This window comes from Rhodospirillales bacterium, assembly GCA_016712595.1.
Classification (GTDB): domain Bacteria; phylum Pseudomonadota; class Alphaproteobacteria; order Rhodospirillales; family Defluviicoccaceae; genus Defluviicoccus.
In genome coordinates, this window is record JADJQT010000001.1 from 1237501 (window position 1) to 1260062 (window position 22562).

General features: G+C 64.1%; 19 protein-coding genes, 1 tRNA gene, 2 rRNA genes and 4 pseudogenes (1 of these 26 running past the window's edge). 12 read left to right on the forward strand and 14 right to left on the reverse strand.

Annotated features, from left to right (window positions below; translation table 11 throughout):
- The 3 genes from IPK66_05620 to IPK66_05630 form a co-directional block, all read left to right on the forward strand.
- A 23S ribosomal RNA gene (locus IPK66_05620) occupies nucleotides 1-1995 on the forward strand; it begins 737 nt to the left of the window's first position.
- Between the two features lie 58 nt (nucleotides 1996-2053).
- A 5S ribosomal RNA gene (gene rrf, locus IPK66_05625) occupies nucleotides 2054-2168 on the forward strand.
- A gap of 101 nt (nucleotides 2169-2269) precedes the next feature.
- A tRNA-Met gene (locus tag IPK66_05630) sits at nucleotides 2270-2346 on the forward strand.
- 308 nt (nucleotides 2347-2654) lie between these two features.
- On the opposite strand, the gene IPK66_05635 is transcribed toward IPK66_05630, so the two are convergent.
- From IPK66_05635 to merR, 8 genes and pseudogenes are all read right to left on the reverse strand, one after another.
- A complete protein-coding gene (locus IPK66_05635; GenBank protein MBK8174757.1) occupies nucleotides 2655-4451 on the reverse strand; it encodes a patatin-like phospholipase family protein in 1797 nt (598 codons plus the stop codon).
- Between the two features lie 798 nt (nucleotides 4452-5249).
- Entirely contained in the window at nucleotides 5250-5774 is a 525-nt protein-coding gene (locus IPK66_05640; GenBank protein MBK8174758.1) for a DoxX family protein, read from the reverse strand.
- Entirely contained in the window at nucleotides 5771-6559 is a 789-nt protein-coding gene (locus IPK66_05645; GenBank protein MBK8174759.1) for a putative DNA-binding domain-containing protein, read from the reverse strand. The genes IPK66_05640 and IPK66_05645 overlap by 4 nt, the downstream gene beginning before the upstream one ends.
- Nucleotides 6540-7425, reverse strand: a pseudogene (locus IPK66_05650) (DUF692 domain-containing protein). The gene IPK66_05645 and the pseudogene IPK66_05650 overlap by 20 nt, the downstream one beginning before the upstream one ends.
- A 25-nt stretch (nucleotides 7426-7450) precedes the next feature.
- Nucleotides 7451-7738 (reverse strand): DUF2282 domain-containing protein, encoded by a 288-nt coding sequence (locus tag IPK66_05655; protein MBK8174760.1) that lies wholly within the window; start codon nucleotides 7736-7738, stop codon nucleotides 7451-7453.
- 365 nt (nucleotides 7739-8103) lie between these two features.
- Nucleotides 8104-8256: pseudogene (locus tag IPK66_05660) on the reverse strand (transposase).
- Nucleotides 8257-8276: 20 nt separating this feature from the next.
- Nucleotides 8277-8735, reverse strand: a complete 459-nt coding sequence (locus IPK66_05665) for a DUF302 domain-containing protein (GenBank protein MBK8174761.1) — start codon at nucleotides 8733-8735, stop codon at nucleotides 8277-8279.
- 317 nt (nucleotides 8736-9052) lie between these two features.
- Entirely contained in the window at nucleotides 9053-9451 is a 399-nt protein-coding gene (gene merR / locus IPK66_05670; protein ID MBK8174762.1) for an Hg(II)-responsive transcriptional regulator, read from the reverse strand.
- Nucleotides 9452-9522: 71 nt separating this feature from the next.
- Between merR and IPK66_05675 the strand changes: the two genes are divergently transcribed.
- The 3 genes and pseudogenes from IPK66_05675 (at nucleotide 9523) to IPK66_05685 (ending at nucleotide 10361) form a co-directional block, all read left to right on the forward strand.
- The gene (locus IPK66_05675; protein MBK8174763.1) at nucleotides 9523-9873 is read left to right on the forward strand and encodes a mercury transporter MerT; all 351 of its coding nucleotides are present in this window, start codon (nucleotides 9523-9525) and stop codon (nucleotides 9871-9873) included.
- Nucleotides 9874-9885: 12 nt separating this feature from the next.
- Nucleotides 9886-10170 carry a mercury resistance system periplasmic binding protein MerP gene (gene merP / locus IPK66_05680; protein MBK8174764.1) on the forward strand — a complete coding sequence of 95 codons (285 nt, stop codon included), beginning with the start codon at nucleotides 9886-9888 and terminating at the stop codon, nucleotides 10168-10170.
- Nucleotides 10167-10361, forward strand: a pseudogene (locus tag IPK66_05685) (hypothetical protein). The gene merP and the pseudogene IPK66_05685 overlap by 4 nt, the downstream one beginning before the upstream one ends.
- A 148-nt stretch (nucleotides 10362-10509) precedes the next feature.
- On the opposite strand, the gene IPK66_05690 reads toward IPK66_05685, so the two are convergent.
- The 4 genes from IPK66_05690 to IPK66_05705 all read right to left on the reverse strand — a co-directional run bounded on the left by IPK66_05690 (nucleotide 10510) and on the right by IPK66_05705 (nucleotide 13812).
- Nucleotides 10510-11019, reverse strand: a complete 510-nt coding sequence (locus IPK66_05690) for a redoxin domain-containing protein (GenBank protein MBK8174765.1) — start codon at nucleotides 11017-11019, stop codon at nucleotides 10510-10512.
- 40 nt (nucleotides 11020-11059) lie between these two features.
- The gene (locus tag IPK66_05695) at nucleotides 11060-11719 is read right to left on the reverse strand and encodes a DUF1109 domain-containing protein (protein MBK8174766.1); all 660 of its coding nucleotides are present in this window, start codon (nucleotides 11717-11719) and stop codon (nucleotides 11060-11062) included.
- Nucleotides 11720-11721: 2 nt separating this feature from the next.
- Entirely contained in the window at nucleotides 11722-12249 is a 528-nt protein-coding gene (locus tag IPK66_05700) for a sigma-70 family RNA polymerase sigma factor (GenBank protein MBK8174767.1), read from the reverse strand.
- Between the two features lie 141 nt (nucleotides 12250-12390).
- Entirely contained in the window at nucleotides 12391-13812 is a 1422-nt protein-coding gene (locus tag IPK66_05705; protein ID MBK8174768.1) for a Na+/proline symporter, read from the reverse strand.
- A gap of 256 nt (nucleotides 13813-14068) precedes the next feature.
- Between IPK66_05705 and IPK66_05710 the strand changes: the two genes are divergently transcribed.
- Genes IPK66_05710 through IPK66_05725 form a run of 4 tightly spaced genes read left to right on the forward strand, consistent with a single transcriptional unit; the run spans nucleotide 14069 to nucleotide 18647 of the window.
- Nucleotides 14069-15811: a radical SAM protein gene (locus IPK66_05710; GenBank protein ID MBK8174769.1), complete on the forward strand. Its 1743-nt coding sequence runs from the start codon at nucleotides 14069-14071 to the stop codon at nucleotides 15809-15811.
- A gap of 34 nt (nucleotides 15812-15845) precedes the next feature.
- Complete coding sequence (locus IPK66_05715; GenBank protein MBK8174770.1) at nucleotides 15846-16439, forward strand: DUF3047 domain-containing protein; 594 nt, start codon at nucleotides 15846-15848, stop codon at nucleotides 16437-16439.
- Between the two features lie 22 nt (nucleotides 16440-16461).
- Nucleotides 16462-17889 carry an FAD-dependent oxidoreductase gene (locus tag IPK66_05720; GenBank protein MBK8174771.1) on the forward strand — a complete coding sequence of 476 codons (1428 nt, stop codon included), beginning with the start codon at nucleotides 16462-16464 and terminating at the stop codon, nucleotides 17887-17889.
- 11 nt (nucleotides 17890-17900) lie between these two features.
- On the forward strand, nucleotides 17901-18647 hold the full coding sequence (locus IPK66_05725; GenBank protein ID MBK8174772.1) for a TVP38/TMEM64 family protein: 747 nt from the start codon (nucleotides 17901-17903) through the stop codon (nucleotides 18645-18647).
- A gap of 188 nt (nucleotides 18648-18835) precedes the next feature.
- Here the strand turns inward: IPK66_05725 and IPK66_05730 are convergent, their stop codons facing one another.
- Both IPK66_05730 and IPK66_05735 read right to left on the reverse strand, forming a co-directional pair.
- Complete coding sequence (locus IPK66_05730) at nucleotides 18836-19669, reverse strand: ImmA/IrrE family metallo-endopeptidase (protein MBK8174773.1); 834 nt, start codon at nucleotides 19667-19669, stop codon at nucleotides 18836-18838.
- Complete coding sequence (locus tag IPK66_05735) at nucleotides 19666-19986, reverse strand: helix-turn-helix transcriptional regulator (protein ID MBK8174774.1); 321 nt, start codon at nucleotides 19984-19986, stop codon at nucleotides 19666-19668. Before IPK66_05735 ends, IPK66_05730 begins: the two co-directional genes overlap by 4 nt.
- 257 nt (nucleotides 19987-20243) lie before the next feature.
- Here IPK66_05735 and IPK66_05740 point away from each other — a divergent pair.
- Nucleotides 20244-21409: pseudogene (locus IPK66_05740) on the forward strand (hypothetical protein).
- On the forward strand, nucleotides 21402-22403 hold the full coding sequence (locus tag IPK66_05745) for a hypothetical protein (protein ID MBK8174775.1): 1002 nt from the start codon (nucleotides 21402-21404) through the stop codon (nucleotides 22401-22403). The pseudogene IPK66_05740 and the gene IPK66_05745 overlap by 8 nt, the downstream one beginning before the upstream one ends.
- The last annotated feature ends 159 nt before the right edge of the window (nucleotides 22404-22562 follow it).

Here is a 22562-nt window from a genome sequence, read left to right on the forward strand (position 1 = left end):
ATGACCTGTGGTTAGGGGTGAAAGGCCAATCAAACCCGGCGATAGCTGGTTCTCCGCGAAAGCTATTGAGGTAGCGCGTCGCGTATCGCCGTCGGGGGTAGAGCACTGGATGGACTAGGGGGGCCCACAGCCCTACCAAATCCAACCAAACTCCGAATACCGACGAGCGTCAGCGCGGCAGACAGACGGTGGGTGCTAAGATTCATCGTCAAGAGGGAAACAGCCCAGACCGCCAGCTAAGGTCCCCAAGTCGTGGCTAAGTGGGAAAGGATGTGGGAAGGCCAAGACAACCAGGAGGTTGGCTTAGAAGCAGCCATCCTTTAAAGAAAGCGTAATAGCTCACTGGTCTAGTTAAGCCGTCCTGCGCCGAAAATGTAACGGGGCTCAAGCCACGCACCGAAGCTGCGGACTCGAAAGAGTGGTAGCGGAGCGTTCCGTAAGCCTGCGAAGGTGGTCCGTGAGGACTGCTGGAGGTATCGGAAGTGAGAATGCTGACATGAGTAGCGACAAAGCGGGTGAGAAACCCGCTCGCCGCAAGTCCAAGGGTTCCTGCGCAAGGCTAATCCGCGCAGGGTGAGCCGGCCCCCTAAGGTGAGGGCGAAAGCCGTAGCCGATGGGAACTGGGGTTAACAATCCCCGGCCTGCCGTGAGTGACGAACGCAAAGTGTTGTCGGGGCTTATCGGATTGTCCCGGCGGCTGGCGCGTTCCAGGAAAGAGCTCCGGCGTTAAGACCGTACCCGAAACCGACACAGGTGGACTGGTAGAGCATACCGAGGCGCTTGAGAGAACGGTGTTGAAGGAACTCGGCAAATTGCCCGCGTAACTTCGGAAGAAGCGGGCCCCGTTCCTGGGCAACCAGGGGCGGGGGGCACAGACCAGGGGGTGGCGACTGTTTACTAAAAACACAGGACTCTGCAAAGCCGCAAGGCGACGTATAGGGTCTGACGCCTGCCCGGTGCCGGAAGGTTAAGAGGAGGGGTGCAAGCTCTGAATCGAAGCCCCGGTAAACGGCGGCCGTAACTATAACGGTCCTAAGGTAGCGAAATTCCTTGTCGGGTAAGTTCCGACCTGCACGAATGGCGTAACGACTTCCCCACTGTCTCCAACACCGGCTCAGCGAAATTGAATTCTCCGTGAAGATGCGGAGTACCCGCGGTCAGACGGAAAGACCCCGTGCACCTTTACTACAGCTTTGCAGTGGTACTAGGGATTAGATGTGTAGGATAGGTGGGAGGCTGCGAGACGATGCCGCCAGGTGTCGTGGAGCCACCCTTGAAATACCACCCTTCCGGTCTCTGGTATCTAACCGCGCCGTGTCATCCACGGCCGGGACCCTGCATGGCGGGTAGTTTGACTGGGGCGGTCGCCTCCCAAAGAGTAACGGAGGCGCGCGATGGTGGGCTCAAGCTGGTCGGACATCAGCTGTCGAGTGCAATGGCACAAGCCCGCCTGACTGCGAGACTGACACGTCGAGCAGAGACGAAAGTCGGCCATAGTGATCCGGTGGTCCCGCGTGGAAGGGCCATCGCTCAACGGATAAAAGGTACGCCGGGGATAACAGGCTGATCTCCCCAAGAGTCCACATCGACGGGGAGGTTTGGCACCTCGATGTCGGCTCATCACATCCTGGGGCTGGAGCAGGTCCCAAGGGGTTCGGCTGTTCGCCGTTTAAAGAGGTACGTGAGCTGGGTTTAGAACGTCGTGAGACAGTTCGGTCCCTATCTGCCGTGGGTGTACGAGACTTGAGAGGAGCTGCCCCTAGTACGAGAGGACCGGGGTGGACGAACCTCTGGTGGACCGGTTGTCGCGCCAGCGGCACAGCCGGGTAGCTAAGTTCGGACGAGATAACCGCTGAAAGCATCTAAGCGGGAAACTCCCCTCAAAACCAGGTCTCGCATGAGAGCCGTGCAAGACCAGCACGTCGATAGGCCGGATGTGGACGCGCAGCAATGCGTGCAGCTAACCGGTCCTAATCGCTCGATCGCGCTCGAAAAGCCCAACAATCCCCATACGCCAATACACACACAACACACAATACGCCGGCTGCGAAGACCGGGTGGCTATGGCGAGGGTGAACCACCCGATCCCATCCCGAACTCGACCGTGAAACCCCTCAGCGCCAATGGTACTGCGTCTTAAGACGTGGGAGAGTAGGTCGCCGCCCGGTCCTCCCAGCCGGTTACAGCAAATATCCCGTACAAAACCCTCCAAACGCGCCCGAGCCACGCCGGACCAAACCCGGCCCATGGCTCCCGTCCACCCATCCTCCGCGGGGTGGAGCAGCCCGGTAGCTCGTCAGGCTCATAACCTGAAGGTCGTAGGTTCAAATCCTGCCCCCGCAACCAGATTTTACTTCGTAATATCAGCGTCTTACGGGATCGCTGCTTCACCTGGAAGCACACTTTACTTGCGCGGCAGTCAGCACTAAGTCAGCAAGCGGGCGCGAAATTCTGCGCAATTCCAGGTAGTTGCATCGCCACACGGACCTCCTTCGCTTCTCGGAAGCGGAGCACCAAACGTCGGCGACGCGGCGAGCGAAGCTTCGTATTCGGTCGGACGCCGCTGCCACGCCCAAGCTGTTGCTGTCGACGAGACAACCCTCCCGATAGCAGCCTTCGCAGGACAGTTCCGCTTTGCGCGCCCTTACGGCGACTCATTGCGCACTGGTCGGGGTTGCTGCTGTCGGGTTCGCAAGCCGGCCGAGCTCAGGAAGTCGGGCCCTCATCGCCAGGCGTCCGGCGTCCCGGAAAAAATCTGCGAGGTGAAAATCGCGCCAGCTCGACGGCGCGAATTGGGGTGCGAGCACGATGTCGCCGAGAGCGGCGTTGCGTGCACTAGTGTCGCTTTGCAGCATCATCAATGTTTCCACGACCGGGCTAAGGTTGCCGCCGCCCTTCTTGGGTGACGCCGGGCGATCGGGGAGCGACGAGGGCCATGTGGCAAGCGCCTCTCTGGCAAGAAGGTCGATCGAGACGACGATGTCGGCGCCCATTTCACGCACTGCGAGGGCGGGCACGGGCACGAGACAGATCCCGTCAACAAGGCGCTGCGGTCCATGCTGATAAGGCGGTGCCAACCCGGGTATCGACAGCGCCGCACGCAACGCCTGACGCACTGGCCAGTCCCGAAGCGGGAAGGCCTGCCGGCTTTCCAGGTCGGCGGTCATGATGGTCAGGGGAGGAGAAAGCTCGGAGACCGACCGGTTATCGACACGTGGCTCCAGGGCGCGAAGAACGCCCTTCAGGCCGAGGGAAAAGCCTTCCGGCGACAAATTGGCCAGCAGCTCCACGTTTTCGGGCGACCAAACGTGCCTCAACTCGCGGTCGATTTCTTTGGCCGTCAGCCCCAGCGCGAGAAGGGTAGCGACGATCGCACCGATGCTGCTCCCCGAAACGTAGTCGACGGTATATCCGGCATCTTGCAGCACTTCGATCGCGCCGACATGGGCGAAGCCTTTGGCACCGCCGGCGCCGAGCGCCATGCCGATCTTGGTTCGCGCGAGGTGTCTGCCGATCCACGCGATATCAACGCCAGATTCCTCCGGCCCGAGGGTGCGGACCACCCGAACATTGGAGGACATCGTCGGGCAGACGCCGCCGCGGCCGGCGATCGGGAACAGGTCGACCGGGCACCGCGTTGCTTCAAAGCTGGCCGAAAGGGCATGTCCATCGCATTCGTCCCCCAGAAAAACAATCCGGTCCACGTAGCGGACGATTGAGCGAAGATCAGGGTGGTCCGAGAAGGCCACGATGAGCACGATCGTGCCCGAAGCGGCCAGGTCGTCGACCGTTGTCAGGGCGGACGTCGCGCTCTCGACCGCAATGAGGTCGCCGTCGGGCCGCGCGTCCGTCAGATTGATGACCCTCACATCGCGAGGGGTCGCTGCACGCGCAGCAGCGATCACCGGTTCGATCAGCCGTTCGTATCCCCGCGACACGATCATCGCCGCCACATCCTTAGCATCGCGGTGAGCAAGGTAGCGGCCGGTGTCGTGCTTATGGCGGGCGACCAGCATTCGCGTGATATTGAGCAGCACCAGCGGATGGCGGGCGATGATTTGTGAGAAATCGTCCAGGTTCGCCTCAAGGGTCACGGTCGGAACAACCGTGACCAGGCTCGCCGCCCGAGGCTCACCGGTCAGCAGCGCCATTTCGCCGGCGACTTCGCCCTGGCGAATGCGGCTCACGACCCGCGGGCCGTCCTCTGAGTCGATCAGCGCCTCGACGAGGCCGATTTCCACGACGTAGAGACGATCGCCCGGCTCACCCTGCCGGCAGAGAACATGCTCGGCATCATACTTCCGGCGCCGCATTCGGCGACAGACGAGGTCGATTTCCGCCTCATCGAGCCCACGGAACAACGTCGAGGACAATGCCGGCGCCGCGATGTGCGGTGCGGCTTCGTTGGCTCGCAGAAACTTTCCGAACCAGTTTCCGGGCCCGCCAAACATCCGTCCTGTCCTCTCCAGCAACCAAGTGTCGAAACTGCATCCGTTTACCTTTCCTGGTTCGCCGGACGAGTGCGGAAGGTTACCCAGTGACCCCACACACCCTCCTTCACAACGACGAGAGAAGAGGTCACCGCTCGGGCGGAGAGTAACCTTCTTATCGTCGCGGACGAACAGGGCAGGTGAGGTCGGAAACCGACTCGCGGACCAGCCTCCCGTTCGAACACCGGAGAAAGGAACTCACTCATAGTCAGCACCACCAGCCGTCGTATCGCGTTGGCTTTTGCCGGCCCCCTGGTCGCTGCCACCTCGCTCGCCGGCGCTGCGCATGCGGCCGACGTGCGCGCGAAGATTGCGGACCTCAAACGGATCGAAAAAGTACTCGCGGCAACGGCAGCGGCTTGCTCGGGCGATGTTGTGCCGGAGTGCCCTGTTCTCGACGTGCTCTCGGCAAGCCGCTGATTGCCAAGCTGGCGATTGGGGCGAACCATGGCAGTGCGGATCTTCTGGACCACGCCGTCTGACAGCTGCCAAGACCGAGCTTCCGTTGCAGTTCGGCAGTCGAGATCCCCTGCTTCGACGCGGTGACTTCGAAGATGGCCCGGAACCACGGGGCGAGTGGCTTTTTGCTCTGTTCGAAGATCGTCCCGGCGATCACGAGATCTGGTGGCCACAGCCGGCGCAGTCGTACACCACTCGCTTCGGGGGCAGGAAGGATGCTTTGTCGCCGGTGCCGCTGTCCGGCAAGGTGGCAATCGACGAGCGCTCCGGCCGCAGTCACCGGTCGGCCGCTTTGCATGCTCACCCCCGCCGGGAAGGCGACGTTTGTGCCTCGCTCTCGGGGAGGGTCGTCCGAAAAAACCGCCGGCGCAACAGGTGATCGACGGAAATTGTTCCTGCGCCCCTCGCGAGCAGCACCAAGAGCATCGCCACCCATTGTATATGCGTTGGCCACGCCCCGGGATAGACGAAGGTCTGGATGACGGCGGTCATGCCGAGGAGAGCGACCGCCGTGAGGCGGGTACCGAAGCCGAGGACGAGCAGCACGGGTGTCGTCAACTCGATCGCGAGAGCGAGATTAGCGGCGACCTCGGGCGGCAGGATCGGCACCTTGTACTCTTCCGCGAACATGTAGAGCGTGGTGTCCCAGTTCGCGAGCTTGGCCATCGCCGAGTTCCAGAACACCGTTGCGACCCCCAGCCGCAACGGAAGTGCAAGCAGCGCGTAAGGCACTGCCTCGAGCCATTGGAGAACATTCCGAATGAGCGCAGCGGCTTCGGGCCTGCGCGAGGTCGCGATACGCGTCTTGGTCGTGGTGTTTCTCATGATGAGGCCTCCAGGCATGGGCGGATGAGATCGAAACCAGCGAAACGCCCCCTGGCCAAGTGGTCGGTAAGCAGCCTTGCCGCGTCGACATCGGAATGGGCATCGAGCATCGGTCCGAGAGGGAGGCCCGCACAAAGGCACTCGGTGAGGCGCCATTCGGCTTCGGTTAGCCGGCGAGCCTCGACCCCCTCTGGACCGCGATGTACGACCAGCCATACGGGGCCGCTGGATGGGTCGACGGCGGCCATCGCCACCTCGTCCCCGGCCAGGACAGCGTCGGCGATCGCATCGGCGGGATGGTCAAGATGTGGCAGGCCCAGCGAGGGGTGCGGTGTAAAGCGGACGTCGTCGTGCTCCGCCGCATTGAACGTCGCCAGTATCGCGGGATCCAGTGACCGGGCATCTGGCGCGTTGGCGGCGATGTTGAGCGCCCACTCGAAACGCGCCACGTCCGGCAGATAGCCGATCTCCGCGGCAGGCGGAAAGGCGGCGAGGAAGTCGGCGAACGCAGCGCCGTATTCGGTGAGGTAGGCGCCCTTCGGCGGATGCTGTCGGATGAAAGCCGCCGCAGCGCCGTCGAAGAACGCGGTCCCGACAAGCCGATCCACGGCGGGGTACGTGAGCCGCAGCGCGTCGGTGAGGACGGAGAAGGCCGTGTTGCGGTAGACGCGCAACCGATCCACCGCGGCGATGCCGTCGGCGACCACGTGCTCTGCGACGCGGGCATCGTCGGCAAAGATCGCGGCCCCGAAGGCCTGCTGGATCTCATGCAGCCGAGGCGGCATCGCGGGTCCCCCGGGGTGTTGCGGCAAGGCGACGTTCCGCCTCGACGGCCTCGCGGACCAAGGTGTCCAGGCTGGGCAGGTTCGTGTCCCACTCGACGAGCGTAGGCACTCGCCCAAAACGTGCGAGCGCCGCTGCGTAGAGGGTCCAAACGTCGGGAGGCACGCGTGAGCCATGGTCATCGATGCGCAGTGCGACGTTGCCTTCAAGCATCTTCACCGTATGCCCGGCCAAATGGATCTCGGCGACGCGCCCAACCGGCAGCGCGCCGAGATAGGCGAGCGCGTCGAAGCCGTGGTTGCAGGCGCTGACGTAAATGTTGTTGACGTCGCATAGGATGCCGCACCCGGTGCGATCGGCCACGGCGGCGAGGAACTCCCATTCAGGAATCGTCGAGTGCTGGTACCGCATGTAGGAAGACGGATTCTCGACGAGGATCGCACGCCTAAGGCGATCCTGCATCTCGTTGACATTCCGGCAAACCACCGCCAACGCTTCCTCCGTCATGGGTAGGGGCAACAGATCGGCGAAATAGATGCCGCCGGCGACGCTCCACGAGAGGTGCTCCGAGACGAGCCCGGGCTCGATTCGTTCGACGAGGCGACGTGTGCGTTCGAGATGCGCGGGGTCTAGCCCCTCGGCGCTGCCCAGCGAAAGACCAACCCCGTGCAAGGAGATGGCGTAGTCGTTTCCGGATCGCGATCAGGTACGCAAACGGCCGTCCTCCACCCATATAGTTCTCGGTGTGCACCTCGAACCACCCGAGGCGCGGCCGCTGGTCGAGGACCGCTTGATGGTGTGGGAAGCGTAGTCCGATCCCCGCCGAAGCAGGGATCGAACCGTTGGCTTCCAGTGCGATGGGGGTCAGGAGCGACACCGCCGCGGCTCGCCAATCACTCGCCCTTGAGGTTGCCGCCAGCGATTTTGCTGCAATCCCCCTTGGGCAGAAGCACGAAGGAACCGTTGTCGCGATCGACCGTCGCCTGGCCGGCGCACGAATGTGCCCCCTCGGCGCAGTCGTTCTTGCCCTTGGCGGCAATGCCGTAACACTTCTCGAGGTTATACTTCGCTACACGCTCCATGGTCTGTTGGGTCACCTGCGCCTTGACTGGCAGAGCTTGCGCCGCCAGAGCGAGGCCGACGGCAACAGCAAGGGCGGAGGGGGCAACGAGCTTGTTCATGGAAGACTCCTTTGGTAGTCAGTGCGGTGCATCGGCTGTATGAGCCGATACCCATGAATTCGCCGCAGCCGCTCGGGAGGTTACGCGCGCAGGGAAAAAATGCTTGGCAACGATGACCGCGAACAGCGCCAATAACGTCGGCGAAATCGCGTGGATCGAGCTCTCGGCCAGAAGACCAGTGCGCGACCGGACCGGGACAAGCCGGCGGACGTTAAGGGGACGACTTCCCACCAATGGTCAAGCGGATGAAGAAATCGATTAGCGACCTTGCATCCGGCAATGATGTTGTCCAAGCGGACCGAGCGCATAAGTGTCTGACTCGGAATCGCAGAGTTGATCAACGGCGGGCTTAAGCGTCGCCAGAGGAGTTTGACGCTGACGATCAAGCTTTCGGCGCTGGCGATGGAGGCCTCGAAGTCCCTGGCGAGGCGCCGATTGCGGTTGAGCCAGGCGGGCGTGCGCTCGACGGCCCAGCGGCGCGGCAAGACCTGGAAGCCGTCTGCGTCGGCGGCGCGCTTGCGCGCGCGGCTGGCGGCTCTCAGGGCGCCAAGCTTTCCCCGGTGATCGCCGCCAGCACGCCGGTCATTTTGTCGACGTCGTCGTTGCGATCGGTGATGCCGTGGCGGGCGGCGATAACGGCCGGCGGCGCATAACCGACCTGGGTCGTACCGGCGGCGTCCTGCCAGACCAGCACGCGCAGGGGCAGGTCAAGTCCGGCCGTCTGCTGGCTCTGCATCAGCGGCGTCCCCAGCTTCGGATTGCCGAACAGCACCAGCACCGTCGGCCGCAACGAAAGCCCGGCCGCCTGGGCGGCAGCGGCGTGGTCGATCTTCGCCACCACCGAGGCGCCACGGCTGTTCACGGCCGCTTCCAGCCGGCTGACCGTTGTCGGCACGTCATGCGGGCTCGACTTGACAACGAGCGGCTCGTTGTCGGCAGGAAATGCGGCCGGCGCCATGAACATGATCGGAACGGCAACCAGCACAGACAAGAGCATCGAGCGGGCGTAAGGGGTCATCATGGCTGTCTCCTCACCTCGGTAAGGCCGCGCCGCGCGGCGGATAGTTGTTTTCCAGGACGAATCTCACCGCAGTCTCCGTATCGGCGAAGCGGTCCGTTCCCCGCATCAAAAGCGGCTGGCACCACAAGACCGAGTTTCCCTCCGGACACGAAAAAACCGTACGCCAAGGAATGACCTGTTCGGTTGAAGTGTGAGAGGTCGGGCCGTAGTCGACAGGCAATGCCGAAGCCGGCCCCGATTCGATGCACATTCCCTACACCTGACGCCCGGTTGAGGTACGGCCCAAACCGATCTCACTCCTGTGCCAGCACGTCGATGATCGGGCACGCCGTGCCCCCATCGCTAACGTCGCATTGCGCCACCAGTCCGCCCAGCACTCGCCGCATGACGGCGAGGTCGGCGATCTTCTGTTCGATCAACGCGAGCTTGCAGGCTGCCAATGCGCGTGTCTCGGCGCAGGCGCAGCCCTGCTCCAACCTCAATAGACCGGCGACTTCGGACAGCGTGAAGCCGAGCCCCTGTGCCCGTTTGATGAAGCGAAGCCGCTTTGTATCCTCTGCCGAGTAGCGGCGGTGCCCGCCCGGTGGCTTGACGGGTTCGTCCAGCAGGCCGCGGCGCTGGTAATAGCGGATGGTCTCGATGTTCAGTCCTGCGGCATCCGCCAACTTGCCAATGGTCAACTCTGCCACCATCACTTTGCCCTTGATTCCGTACTTAGGTACGGGATCTAGAGTAGCGCTTGGCCAAACAGATTCAAGAAGCGATCGTGGTACAAACCACCGGAAAAAGCACACTAATTGCCGGGGCGCTGGCCGCCATCGGCGCGTCAGCGTGTTGCGTCGGGCCGCTCGTGCTGCTGGCGCTCGGCATCGGCGGGGCATGGGTCGGAAGCCTGACGGCGCTGACGCCATACCGGCCCCTGTTCGTCGGCCTGACACTGCTGTTTTTCGGGCTGGCCTTCCGCAAGCTCTACTTGGCTCCAAAGGCCTGCGCTCCCGGAACGACCTGCGCCGACCCACGTACCCTCACGCGGCAGCGGCTCACGTTCTGGATCGTTGCCGCGTCGTCGGTCAGCCTGTTGGCGGTGCCATGGTTCGCCCCGCTGTTCTACTGAGAGGAGCTTTCCATGCGCAGATTGCTGATCACCGCCCTCGTCGCCATTCCCCTTGGAGCGCTGGCGGCCTCCCAGAAGACCGTCACGCTCGATGTGAAGAACATGACGTGTGAGCTCTGTCCCATCACGGTGATGAAGTCGCTGGAGAAGGTGCCCGGTGTAAACGCCGTTAAGGTTGATTTCGACAAGAAGACAGCTACCGTCAGCTTCGAACCCGACAAGGTCCAGCCAGAAGCGCTGACAGAGGCGACCACGGATGCCGGTTATCCTTCCACCGTCCAGGTGAGCCAGCCATGAGCGCCGTTGTCCTTGAGTCCGTCCTGACGTGTCCGCGCTGTGGATTTGCCAAGCAGGAAATCATGCCCACGGACGCCTGCCAGTTTTACTACGAGTGTCCCAACTGCAAGGCGCTGTTGCGCCCCAATCCTGGCGACTGCTGCGTGTTCTGTTCATTCGGCTCAATGAAGTGCCCGCCGATTCAGGAGCAGCGCGCGCTGCGGGTAGGACGGGCGGTGCTCGGAGTGCGACGTTCTCCGTTTTCCGCCGCGACTTCGGCATGATCGGCAGCTCAGTCAGCGCGGGGCAGAGCGTCGAGCGGATGGAACGGATCATCGGTGACAATCTCCTCGAGCTGATTCAGGCCGTGCCGCGTGGCGGGTAGTTGTTTTCCAGCACGAACCTCACCGCCGTCTCGATATCGGCGAAGCTCGGCCGCGTGAACGGCATGGTTTGCACGGAGGCGCCAAACAACGTTGCATCAGGGCGAACCAGAAACACGCCCGGCTCGGCGAACAGCGGCGGTTCCTTCTCCGTGATCGACGAGGAGATCGAGAGACCCCAGGCGCGCGCCACGTCGATGGACAGCGCGTAGCCGACCGGCAGATCGACGAGCTTCCACTCGTCCCTGGCTTTCGTCGCCCGGTCTTCCGCGTCGGTGCTGATGGCGACCGGTGCTATGCCCAGAGCGGCAAGGGAGTCCAAGCGAGCGACCAGGGATCCGAGCCAGGGCCGGCAGATCGGGCAGTGATACCCGCGATAGACGGCGATCAGCGTGAACGTCTTCGGGGGGCTCCCGGCGATGTCGAACCGGCCGCCGCCGACCAGCGGGACGGACAGCGACGGTACGGGCTGTGTGGGTTTCAGCATGGGGCGATCTCCTCGATAAATGGAAACTTCGCGGCTGGACTCAGGCGGCAGCGCCATGGCGCCAGGACAGGAACCGCCGTCCGAAGGCACCGACGACGGACGCGAACAGCGCCACAGACCCGAACTGCCAGACGAACACCATGAACGCCGCATCCTGCGGATGGACCAGACGAAGCCCGACGTAGGCGAGCGCTGCCGCCGCCAGCGCGCCGAGAAAGGCGGTCAGGCGGGGCGTCAGCGGCGCGCCACGCCGAACCATCGCGACCATGGCGATGGCAGGCGCGGCGCCGACCATGGCGATGATCGGCAGGCAGATCAGATCGGGATGGAAGACCACTCCCTCCGGTCCAAATGCAAGCCAGTCCTGCCAGCACTGGCGGCCGAGACTGCCGATCCACACTGCAAGCGGCGCTGCCGGCAGCCACAAGGTCCATTTCGGCGCGCCGGGAACGCACGAGGCGAAAGCAGCAAACGCGGCGCAGACGGCCGTCGCCAGCCCTGCGAGCAGTTGCAGCAGGAACACCGGCTCGGCAAGCTTCTCCGCCAGGTCGGGGCGTGCGCCCATGATCACGCCGAACAGGGCGATCACCGGCAGCCCGACGGCAAGCCATCTTACGACACGCCGGCCCGGAGGCGGCAGCCGCTTGACCGGTCGTGCCTCCCGCGCCAACGTCTCGATCAAGGTCTCCGTATCGACCATGACTACCTGTCCTTGCCCAGCAGGGCGCGCAGGGCCTTGATCCCGCGATGGGTGGCAACCTTCAGCGCGGTCTCGGTCATTCCGGTTTCCTGCGCCGCCTCCTTCAGCGACATCTCCTTCAGCTTGAGCAGTTCGATGGCCCGCCGCTGTGCGGGGGGCAGCCCGGCGACCGCGGCATGGATTTCCTTGCGGTCGATCGTCTCCTCGTCATCCGTATTCGCCGCACGCTCGGCAAAGGTTACTTCGAGGGACTCCACGGCCACTTCGTTGGCGCTGCGCCGCATCGACCGCCGCATCCAGTCGGCGAGGCGATGACGCTGAATCGCCATCAGCCAGGGAAGGAACGGGCGCGCCGGGTCGTAGGTGTGCCGAACTGCGTGCACCGACAGAAGAACATCCTGCACCACATCTTCGATGTCGGCGGCTGGCGCGCTGTACAGACGACGTGCGGCGACCCGCCGCAGCAGCGGGGCGATTTCGCAGAGCAGTTGCTGGTAAGCGCCCGTATCACCATCCTGCGCCGCCGCCATCAGCCGGCACCATTCGGGATGGTCGTCCCGGACCTCCGTTTCGGTCATGCTTCGCCTGGCAATAGTGTCGCGTGTCGGCGACCATGCCCGATCCACCCCGAGGCTGCAACTCACCGCCATTTGCCGGCACCCCCCAAGTCGTCAGGTCGCAGCGAGGGCGGGTTGCCGTTTCGAGGCAAGAGCCGCACCGAGGAGGTAACCGGCGGTGCAGATCAGCAGTCCCCAGACGTTGACCCCCAGATCGACGGCGTACTTTCCGAAGCCAAGCGCGATCGACTCGGGAAAAATGTGGACCTTGAGAAAGACCTCGAGTGTCCGCAGCACGCCGAAAACGAGCCCGGGCCAAAAGGCGAGGTGGAAGCTCAAACGGGACGCGGACTTGATCCACGACAAGAGGAAGATCGGCGCCAGTCCCATGACCATGGTGCCGCTGATGGTGGTGGCGGCGATGATCGCGGGGCCCACCTTGTCGCCCAGGTAGATGGTCAGCAGCGGCAGGTTGCCGATAACAGCGACGACCAGCACGGCGATCCGACCGGCCGACAGATGGCGCGCCGCGGGCTCGTGCGCATCGTTGCGCCAATCCCGTGCCGCCAGCTTGGCGACGCTGGTGAAGGTCGAGTCGATTGTCGATGAGCCGGAGAGCAGCATGATGCCGTTGAAGATGAGCATCATCAGCAGTCCGAACGCTGCCGGGACGCTCACCGACGGATTGGCCGGCAGCCCGTGGGCCCGGGCATAGAGGCCAATAAAGCTGAACAGAAAGATGAATCCTCCCGAGATCAGCGCGGCGAGGAAAAAGCTCTTCAGCATCTGGCGGGGCGGCGACAAGAAGGCCCGGTCGGTCAGCACCGGATCGTGGAACGGGTAGGACAGGATCTGCACCAGCGCGAGCAGGCAGAAGGTGATGCCGGCCTGCCGAAGGTCGATCGGAACCTCGGGCAGTCCCTTCATGGAGAGCCCGGGAAACAGCACGGTCAGCACCACACCGAGGAGCACGAAGGCGAGGATGGCCTGGATCCGGTCGGTCAGCAGGCTGGCGCGCATGCCTCCGGTCCAGGCGTAGCTGACCGTGAAGAGCGTGACGGCGACGGTGGCGAGCCAGTACGCCGCGCTGCCCTCGGTGCCGAAGAACAGCGCCATCACCTTGGTATTCGACCAAACTTCGTTAAACAGGCGGAAACCGATCGTCAGCAGAAACAATCGCGCACAGAACATCCCGTACTTATCGACGAGGAAGTGTGTGAGTGACCGATAGTGCCCACGCGTCCGTAGCAGGTAGATGACGACGCCGGCGACGATGAAGCTGAGGTAATATAGGGTATAGCCGAGGCCACCGGTGATCCCGAAGGCGTAAGACAGGTCGGCTGCATTGGCGATCGACTTGGCGAAGATCCAGGTGATCGCGGCGCTGACCGCCACCAGCCACAGCCCGGGCAACCCGCCGTCCTGGCGGCGGCCGTCGAAGAATTGCGGCGACGTGACCCGCCGCGGGGTCGCCATCCAGGTCACGCCACAGGCAACCGCGAATACCGCCCACGGCGCAAGGACCTCTACATTCATGCCAGTCTCCCCGTCGATCGGCCGTCATCCATTCCGGTTTCGCCGCACAAGCCGATTTGGTTACGTGCGAGAAAAACTCTCCCATGTGAAACCTTCCGTGTCCTCCCTGCGAACTGGACAGGAGAAATCAGCGAGAGCCTTGATGGACACAATGAGCTACGAGCCAATCCGTGGCAGCGACGGCACTGACATCGCACTAATGATCGTGGATGAGCCGATCGTCGTTTTTGGCGGCAGCTACAGCAATCTGGAGGCGATGCAATCCCTCCTCGCCGCCGCGGCGCGGCTCGGCGTCTTTCCGGACAGGATCGTCTGCACCGGCGACATCGTCGCCTATTGCGCCGACGCCCGCGCGACCGTCGCGCTGATCCGCGCAGCGGGCGTGCATGTGGTCATGGGAAACTGCGAGGAATCCCTCGGTTGGGGCCACGCAGATTGCGGGTGTGGCTTCGCCGAAGGGACCGCCTGCGATCGCGCGGCGGCGCAGTGGTATCCGTACGCCGATCGCCAACTCGACGAGGACGACCGTGCATGGATGCGCAGCCTCCCCCGGCGCATCGACGTTCTTGTCGGCGGACACCGGTTTGCCGTCGTGCACGGAGCGGTCGACCGCATCAACACGTTCATCTTTGCTTCTGTGCCGGATGAGGAACTGCGTCGCCAGATCGCGCTCGCGGGTTGCGACGGCGTGATCGGCGGCCACTGCGGCCTGCCCTTCACCAGGATCGTTTCCGGCTCCGTCTGGCACAATTGCGGCACCATCGGTCTGCCGGCCAACGATGGGACGACGCGGACATGGTTCAGCCTGATCGAGCCGTTGGAGCGCGGCCTGCGCATCCGAAACCTGCCGCTGGACTACGATTTTGCATCGGCTGCCCGCAAGATGCGCATGGCCGGGCTTCCCGAGGGCTATGCGACGGCGCTCGAAACCGGTTTGTGGCCGAGCTGCGACGTACTACCGCCGGCCGAACGGACGCGGCGCGGCGAGCCGCTCCCGACGGTGGAGACGATCTGGCAACCGAATCCCCATGTGGATCGCGGAAATAGCGGCAGCTTTACAGTGCCCTGCCCGATCCGCGCCAAGTTCAGCGATCCGGATATCACCGCCGGCGGCGAGCCGCGTGCCAGCGTCCACTTGGTACGACTGGAGACGCTCTGGTTCAACACCGGCACGCTGTGCAATCTGGCCTGCGACAACTGCTACATCGAGTCGAGCCCGCGCAACGATCGCCTGGTCTATCTCAGCCGTGCGGAGGTGGGGGAATTCCTTGGCGAGGCCGGTTGCTTGAGCCCGCCGCCCGATGAGATCGGCTTTACCGGCGGCGAGCCGTTCATGAACCCCGACATCCTCGGCATGATCGAGGATGCCCTGACGGCTGGGTTCCGCGCCCTGGTGCTGACCAACGCGATGAAGCCGATGCAGCGGCTGAAGGGGCCGCTGCTCGATCTTGGCCGGCGGCATGGCGGGCAGTTGACACTGCGGGTGTCCCTCGACCACTACGGGCTGGCGGGCCACGAGAAGCTGCGCGGCGCAGCGACTTGGCAACCGACGATCGACGGCCTGATGTGGCTCTGCGCCAACGGCTTTGCAGTTACCGTTGCCGGCCGGACGATCTGGGGCGAGAGCGAAGCCGAGTTGCGCGCCGGCTACCGGTCTTTGTTTGCGGCGTTGCAGATCCCTATTGACGCCGACGATCCCGCTCGCCTCGTCCTGTTCCCGGAGATGGAGGCGGATGCGGACGTTCCCGAGATCACCGAGCGCTGCTGGAACATCCTCGGCAAGAGCCCCTCGTCGGTGATGTGCGCAAGTTCCCGCATGGTGGTGAAGCGCAAGGGCGCCGGGCGGCCGGTGGTCGTCTCCTGCACGCTGCTGCCCTACGACGAGACCTTCGAACTGGGTGCGACGCTCGCCGAGGCTGCCCGTCCGGTGAAGCTCAATCATCGCCACTGCGCGCAGTTCTGCGTGCTCGGCGGAGCCTCGTGCAGCGGGGGAAACTGACCCCGTGCGGACAGGCTATCTGATCGTCGGCGTCATGGCGCTGGCCATGCCGTCCTTCGCCGCCTCGCCGGAGTTCACGCCGCGAGACATCCTCGCTTGGCAGAGCGAGAGCTTCCAAGGCGAAACCGCCTACGAGATGGACGGAGAAGCGCTCAGGGCCAGGTGTCGCAACAGCGCTTCCGGATTGTTCCTGAGACAAGAGATCGATCTTCGCGTCACCCCCGTCATCGAATGGTCGTGGCGCGTGGACGCCGTCTTTGACGGTTCCGTCGATGAGAAAAGCAAGCCCGGCGACGACTTTCCCGCTCGCCTATACGTGGTGCGGGACGGCGGAGTCATGGTTTGGCGCACCCGGGCGATCAACTATGTCTGGGCGAGCGCCGCGCCGCCCGGGTCCAGCTGGCCGAATCCCTTCGCTTCGCAGGCCCACATGGTGGCGCTGCGCTCTGGCGCGCCTCCCGCGCCCGGCCAATGGGTCACCGAGCGGCGCAACATCCGTGACGATTTTCGTCGCTATCACGGGCGCGACATCGAGACCATCGACGCCGTGGCCATCATGACCGACTGCGACAACCGCGCGACAGCTGCCGAGGCCTGGTATGGCCCGGTGCGCTTCCTCGCGGAGTAGGAAGTTTGAGGAGATTTCGACCATGGTCAGTACCATCTCGGCTGATCTGTGCGTCATCGGCGCCGGATCGGCCGGCCTTTCGGTCGCCGCCGGTGCCGCGCAAATGGGCGCGCGGACCGTCCTCATCGAGGCCGACCGCATGGGCGGCGACTGCCTGAACACCGGCTGCGTGCCGTCGAAGTCACTGATCGCCGCTGCCAAAGCGGCGGCGACGATCCGCCACGCCGGCCGCTTCGGCGTGCATGGCGGCGAGCCGCGCGTCGATTTCCCGGCCGTGCACCGGCACGTCCATGACGTGATCGCCGCGATCGCCCCGCACGACTCGGTCGAGCGGTTCACCAGCCTCGGCTGCACGGTCATTCAGGCCCGCGCCCGCTTCATCGATGACCGCACGGTCGAAGCAGGAGACCAGCGCATCCGCGCCCGTCGCTTCGTCGTCGCCACCGGCAGCCGCGCCGGCGTGCCGCCGATTCCCGGTCTCGACGGCGTGCCCTTCTTTACCAACGAGTCCTTGTTCGACAATACCCGGTTGCCCGAACATCTCGTGATCATCGGCGCCGGGCCGATCGGCTGCGAGATGGCGCAGGCACACCGGCGGCTGAGTGCGCAGGTGAGCCTCCTCGATCTCGGACCGATGCTGCCCAAGGATGATCCCGAACTGGTGGCGGTCGTCCGCAACGCCTTCCTCGCTGATGGCATCGACCTCGCCGAAGGCGTGAAAATTCTCCGGATCGAGTCGCGTCCGGCTGGCGTCGCCGTGGTCACAGCAGAGGGGGATGCCGAGCGGGTGATCGAGGGCTCGCAACTGCTGATCGGCGCCGGGCGGCGGCCGAACGTCGAGGATCTGGGACTGGATGTGGCAGGCGTCCGCCACGGTCCCAAGGGCATCGAGGTCGATCGGCGGCTGCGCACCAGCAACCGGCGCATCTACGCCGCGGGTGACGTCGCCGGCGGTGCGCAGTTCACCCATCTGGCCGCCTACCACGCTGGCATCGTACTGCGCAACGCGCTGTTCCGCCTGCCCGCGAAGGTGGACACCGGGGCGTTGCCGTGGGTCACCTATACCGACCCCGAACTGGCTCACGTCGGGCTGACCGAGGAGCAGGCCCGCGCGGACTACGGCCCCGCGATCCGGGTTCTCCGTTCCGAGTTCGCCGAGAACGACCGGGCACAGGCCGAGCGGGCCACCGAGGGACTCATCAAGGTCGTCGTTTCCAAGCGCGGCCATGTGCTGGGCGCCACCATCGTCGGTGCGCATGCCGGCGAGCTGATCCTGCCCTGGGTGCTGGCGATCGGCGCGCGCCTCAGGATCGGCACGCTGGCTGGCATGATCGCTCCTTATCCGACGCTGAGCGAGATCAGCAAGCGGGTCGCCGGCAGTTACTACACACAGACCTTGTTCGGGCAGCGGACACGCCTGCTGGTCCGCTTGCTGGGATGGTTGGGATGAACGCAGCGAAAATGGTGAAGCGCTGGCTTCCGCTCATCGTTCTTGCGTGCCTCGTTACCGCCGCGTTCGCGTTGGACCTCGACCGCTTTCTCAGCCTGGAGGCGCTGCGAGACCACCGCGCGGCACTGAAGGCCGCTGTCGACAACCACACGCTGACCGCGATCGTCGGATTCGTCGTCGCCTACGCGGTCGTGGTGGCTCTGTCATTGCCCGGCGCAACGGTGATGACGCTGGCCGGCGGCTTTCTGTTTGGAACGTGGCTCGGCGCCTCGCTGAACGTTGTCGGCGCGACCGCGGGGGCCGCCGCCTTGTTCCTGGTCGCACGCTCGGCCATCGGCGATGCGCTGCGCCGTCGCGCTGGCCCGTTCCTCACGCGCATGGAGGAGGGGTTCCGGCGCGACGCCTTCAACTATCTGCTGTTCCTGCGCCTGGTGCCGGTGTTTCCGTTCTGGGCGGTCAATCTGGTGCCGGCGCTGCTTGGCACGCGGGCGGCACCCTTCGTTGCCGCGACGATGATCGGCATCATTCCGGGGACGATCGTCTACACGGCATTCGGCGCTGGTTTGGGACAGATCTTCGACGCTGGCGCCGAAGTCAACCTTAGTGACGTATTCAGCCCGACCCTGATCGCCGCCATGGTCGGCTTGGGTATGCTTTCGCTGCTGCCGATCGCCGTTCGGCGCCTCCGTGAACGCAACGGACGTCGGCAGCAAAAACATGGCGGATCCGATGTCCGAACGAGGAAAACGAACGGATAGGAGAGGTTGCGGCGCCCCGCTGCATAGTGGCGTGCTGATGAACAACTGCTACAGCGATCACGGCATCCCTAGAGAGCGGCAGGTGGCTGGGCTGCTGGCGCCAGGGCGTCCAACATGGGATCGTGACCTTGGTTAAAGGTGCTCAGGCGCCTCGAATCTGGTCCAGCAGATCCTCGTCCGGCTCGACATCAACGTTGCCTGCGTGCGGATCGGCTTCCAATTGAAGCAAGCTGATCGTCATATCGAACCGGTCCGAGAAGATGGTGGTCTCGACCACGGCTTCTCGAGGAAACCATACGCCCGGAAGGAATCGCGACGGCCTCTCGCTTGCGCCCGGCCCCCCATTGCCCAGACGCTACCGACATCTCGGGAACTGGACACACGATATTCCGCGTGCGGAAATAGGCGCCAGACCTGAGTGCCGGCTCGCTCGACCGGGACCAGAGAATGAAGCCGTCTCGCGCGATGACCAGGACGGCGCGCTCGTCGGTGAACTCCAGCCACTTCAGGATGGCGGCCGTAAACGAGACGCCATACCGGTTCGCGCAATGACCGAGAACATCGACGGTGATCTTCTGGCCGGAAAGCTGCCTGCGGAAATCACCGATCGGCATCAACAGGTATGAGGCGAACTGGTTGGCATCGGTCTCGCGAGCCTGGTCCTCGCGATCCCAATCGACCATGTCGCGCTGGCTGCACAGGAACTCGTCGAGCTGGTGGCGATGGCGCAGGTAATGGCCGAGTTCGTGGGCGAGGACGAAATTGATCCGGCCGCGGACCGGCAGCGCATCGTTGTAGACGATGCTCCACTCGGCTTTGCCCGTCCGCTTGCGAAACAGCCCGCCTTCGAATCCATCGAGCGCTGCGCCCTTCACCATGGTGATCGGGTCGGCAAAACACTGTCGTGAGTAATTGAGGGCAAGGGCGGTCACATCGACCGGAAAGCGCTCCGAGCCGAGCACCTGATCGAGCATCCGGGTGAGGCGATTCGCCCAGGCTCTGCCGGACGACGGTTCCGTCATTCCGGTTCGTCCCAGGCATCGAGGATCTGGCGCAGCCGCTTTTTCGTGTCGCCCGGCATCTTCTGGTACTTGCGGAAGAAGGCGAGATCAACGTCGCTGGGCTCGGGCGAATCCCGCTCATCGTCCATCAGGAACTCAGGCGTCAACCCGAGAGCCGCTGCGACGCGGGCGACTTTCTCCGCCGACGGCCGCGGCGAATTGCGGTTCTCCAGCTCCCACATGTAGCTCTTGCTTGATCCGGTCAGCTCGCCAAGCTGCTCCAGGGTCAGGCCCTTCTCCTTCCGGTAGCGCTTGATCTTGTCGCTCAGCGTGGTCATGGCAGAGCACCCTTCCCATGTTCTACTTATGTTCTGTTCGCTGTAGACATATCATGGATACTTGACATTTGGAACCCATGCGACGACATTCTCGGAAGTTCGATACACCGAACACAACATAGTGACAACGAGAACGGCGGTCACCGCGCTCTCTGGGTTGGGCCGGACCTCACCCAGGCAACGTTGATGAAGGCACAAGGGAACAGGGCGATGCGGGAAACTACCAACATGAACCCAACCGAAAGGATCGCTTCCCGATGCCTGGCATCGCAAATTTCATCCGCAATACCCCCGTTGACAGCCTGCGTTCCTACTTCGAGGCGGGCGGGTTTTCTTTCCCGGAACCGGTGAATTGGAGCAACGCGGAAGCGGAGGTTGTAAAGCCGCTCCTGCGCGCCGTGGACGCGCTATCCGATCTGGAACGGGCACGCCTACTGCTCGACGCCGACCGGATCACCACGATGGCCGACGAGGTCGGACAGACCGCCATCCTCGGCGTCGTTTCCGACCGGGCGAAGATCGAGGCTCTCCGCAACGGCCATGAGCGAGCTCTGTGGCTGTTCCTGAATGATCCCGCCGGCTTTCGGCGGGCGGAGGAGTCACGATATACCGACGAGCGCCGCCAAGGCCGGATGTGGGACGGATTCGTCGTCCCGCCGCGGCTGCGCATCGACGAGACTCCGGGCAGCATCGCCGCGCTGAAGGCAGCCGTCGGCAAGCAGTTCGGATCGCCGAACGTCGAGATCGACCTGTTCCGCCGGACGCGCCCCACCTTCGACGACGGCGACAGCGATCTCGTTCAGGTGACCATCTACCGTGACGGCGCTGCCGACGACTTCCTTGAGTTCGAGAACGGCGCCCTGGTGCGCCGGCCACGGCGGCCGGTGTACGAAGCGGCGCTCACCTACGAGCCCGCGACCGGTGTGGTCGAGGTGGTGGCGCCCGACCGCGAGAGCCGGGCGGAGATCGCGCGGATGTTTGCTCGTGAGCTTCTCAGCGCCGAATTCAAAGGGGAAAAGATCAAGCTCCGCCGTTACGACCTCTCGGTCCTGTTCCGCAACTTCGACTTCCCGACCGATCCCGACGACGGCATCGAGTCGGTGCAGGTGAAGCTGCTGCGGCTGATGCCGATCGACAGTCCAGGGGAGCGTTACACGCTGGAATGCCTGCGCAAAGCGACGCGGAGCATCTGGGACGCGGCGGGCGAGCGGTTCGGCGACAGCAACCCACTCGACGGCGCCTACCTGATCACCCAGGTCCGGCTGACGATCCGCTTCCATGCGGCACCGGCCGACGGCGGCGGGCGGACGCTGCCGGTGACCATCACCATGCCGAACGGCTGCGACCTCAAGGCAAGACCGACCGCGAGCGACTCATCGGCGAGAAGTACCTGCGGCGCTGGGGGTTCCTCCTTGATGTCTGACGCGGCCTCGGTCCTCGGAGCCGATGCCGTCGATCTGCTGCTAACGCTGATGGAGGCGCCCGAGGCACAGCTCTCGGGCGCCGCCCTTCACGACTTCTATCCGGATGCGGGCGCGGCACTCATCCATGCTGGGGCGCTGAAGGATGACGGACACGAGCCGGTGATCACCGGAATGGCCGATCATGACGACCTGCCCGTGGGCGTCACCTGGCGCGCTGAGGTCGGCGGCTACGCCTACTTCAGTCCGTCGGCCGGCTGGGTAAAGGTGGATGGGGAGCTGCTCAGGCGGTACCGGGTCGAATTCGCATGGCTGCTGACGATTTTGTCCCGGCAGCTGCGGATACCGCGAACCATCGAGCCGAAATGCCTGCTCGAGGATGTTTTGTGGGAGCTCGGGCCGGCCTGGATCGGCCATCGCAAGCACATGACGCCTGTGTTTCTCGGGCGGCGGCTGCGTCAACGCAACGTTTTCGAAGCCGCGTGCCACGCCCTGCGCGAGCGTGTCTGCGGCCGAACCGGCCTGCTCTTGACGACCGGGGGCGCCCCGCCGGCGTTCGTGATGATACCCGGACAGCCCGTCGTCGTTCCTCTTCGGACCTGCTTCGTCATCGGCGCGGGGCTAACCGTCGACACCGGCAATCTCGCGAGCCGGCTGGGTGGCAACCTGCTGGAACGCGGGCAGCAGCCGTTGCAGATCATCGGCGAGGGCCGCGTTGTCTGGTTCTATGGCGAGAAATTCGAGTTTCCACGCGGCGAGAAGCAACGCCTCGTGATCGTCTATCTCTACGAGCAGTACCTGCAGGGCATCTACAATGTCTCGGTGGCTAGGATCATCACTGATCTAGACCTCGCCGATGGTTTGCGCATCGAAAAGCTGTTCAAGGACAGCCCGGCATGGAACGGGCTTCTGACCCAGCGCAATGGCGTCTGCAGCTTCTGTTGGCCGGACGCGCGAGCTGACGGATCCGGCAACAAGGTTGTCGCCGCCGAGTAATCCCCAGTCACGTTATTCCGGCACGACACGGCGCCCTCCTCCGGCGCCGTTTTTTTTTGCGCGATCGGCGCAGTCCCCCACTCGGTCCCCCCTGGGTCCCCCCGATTTCCCCCACCGCACGGGCGTAATCTCCCCCTCGTCAACGCGACGCAACCGGAG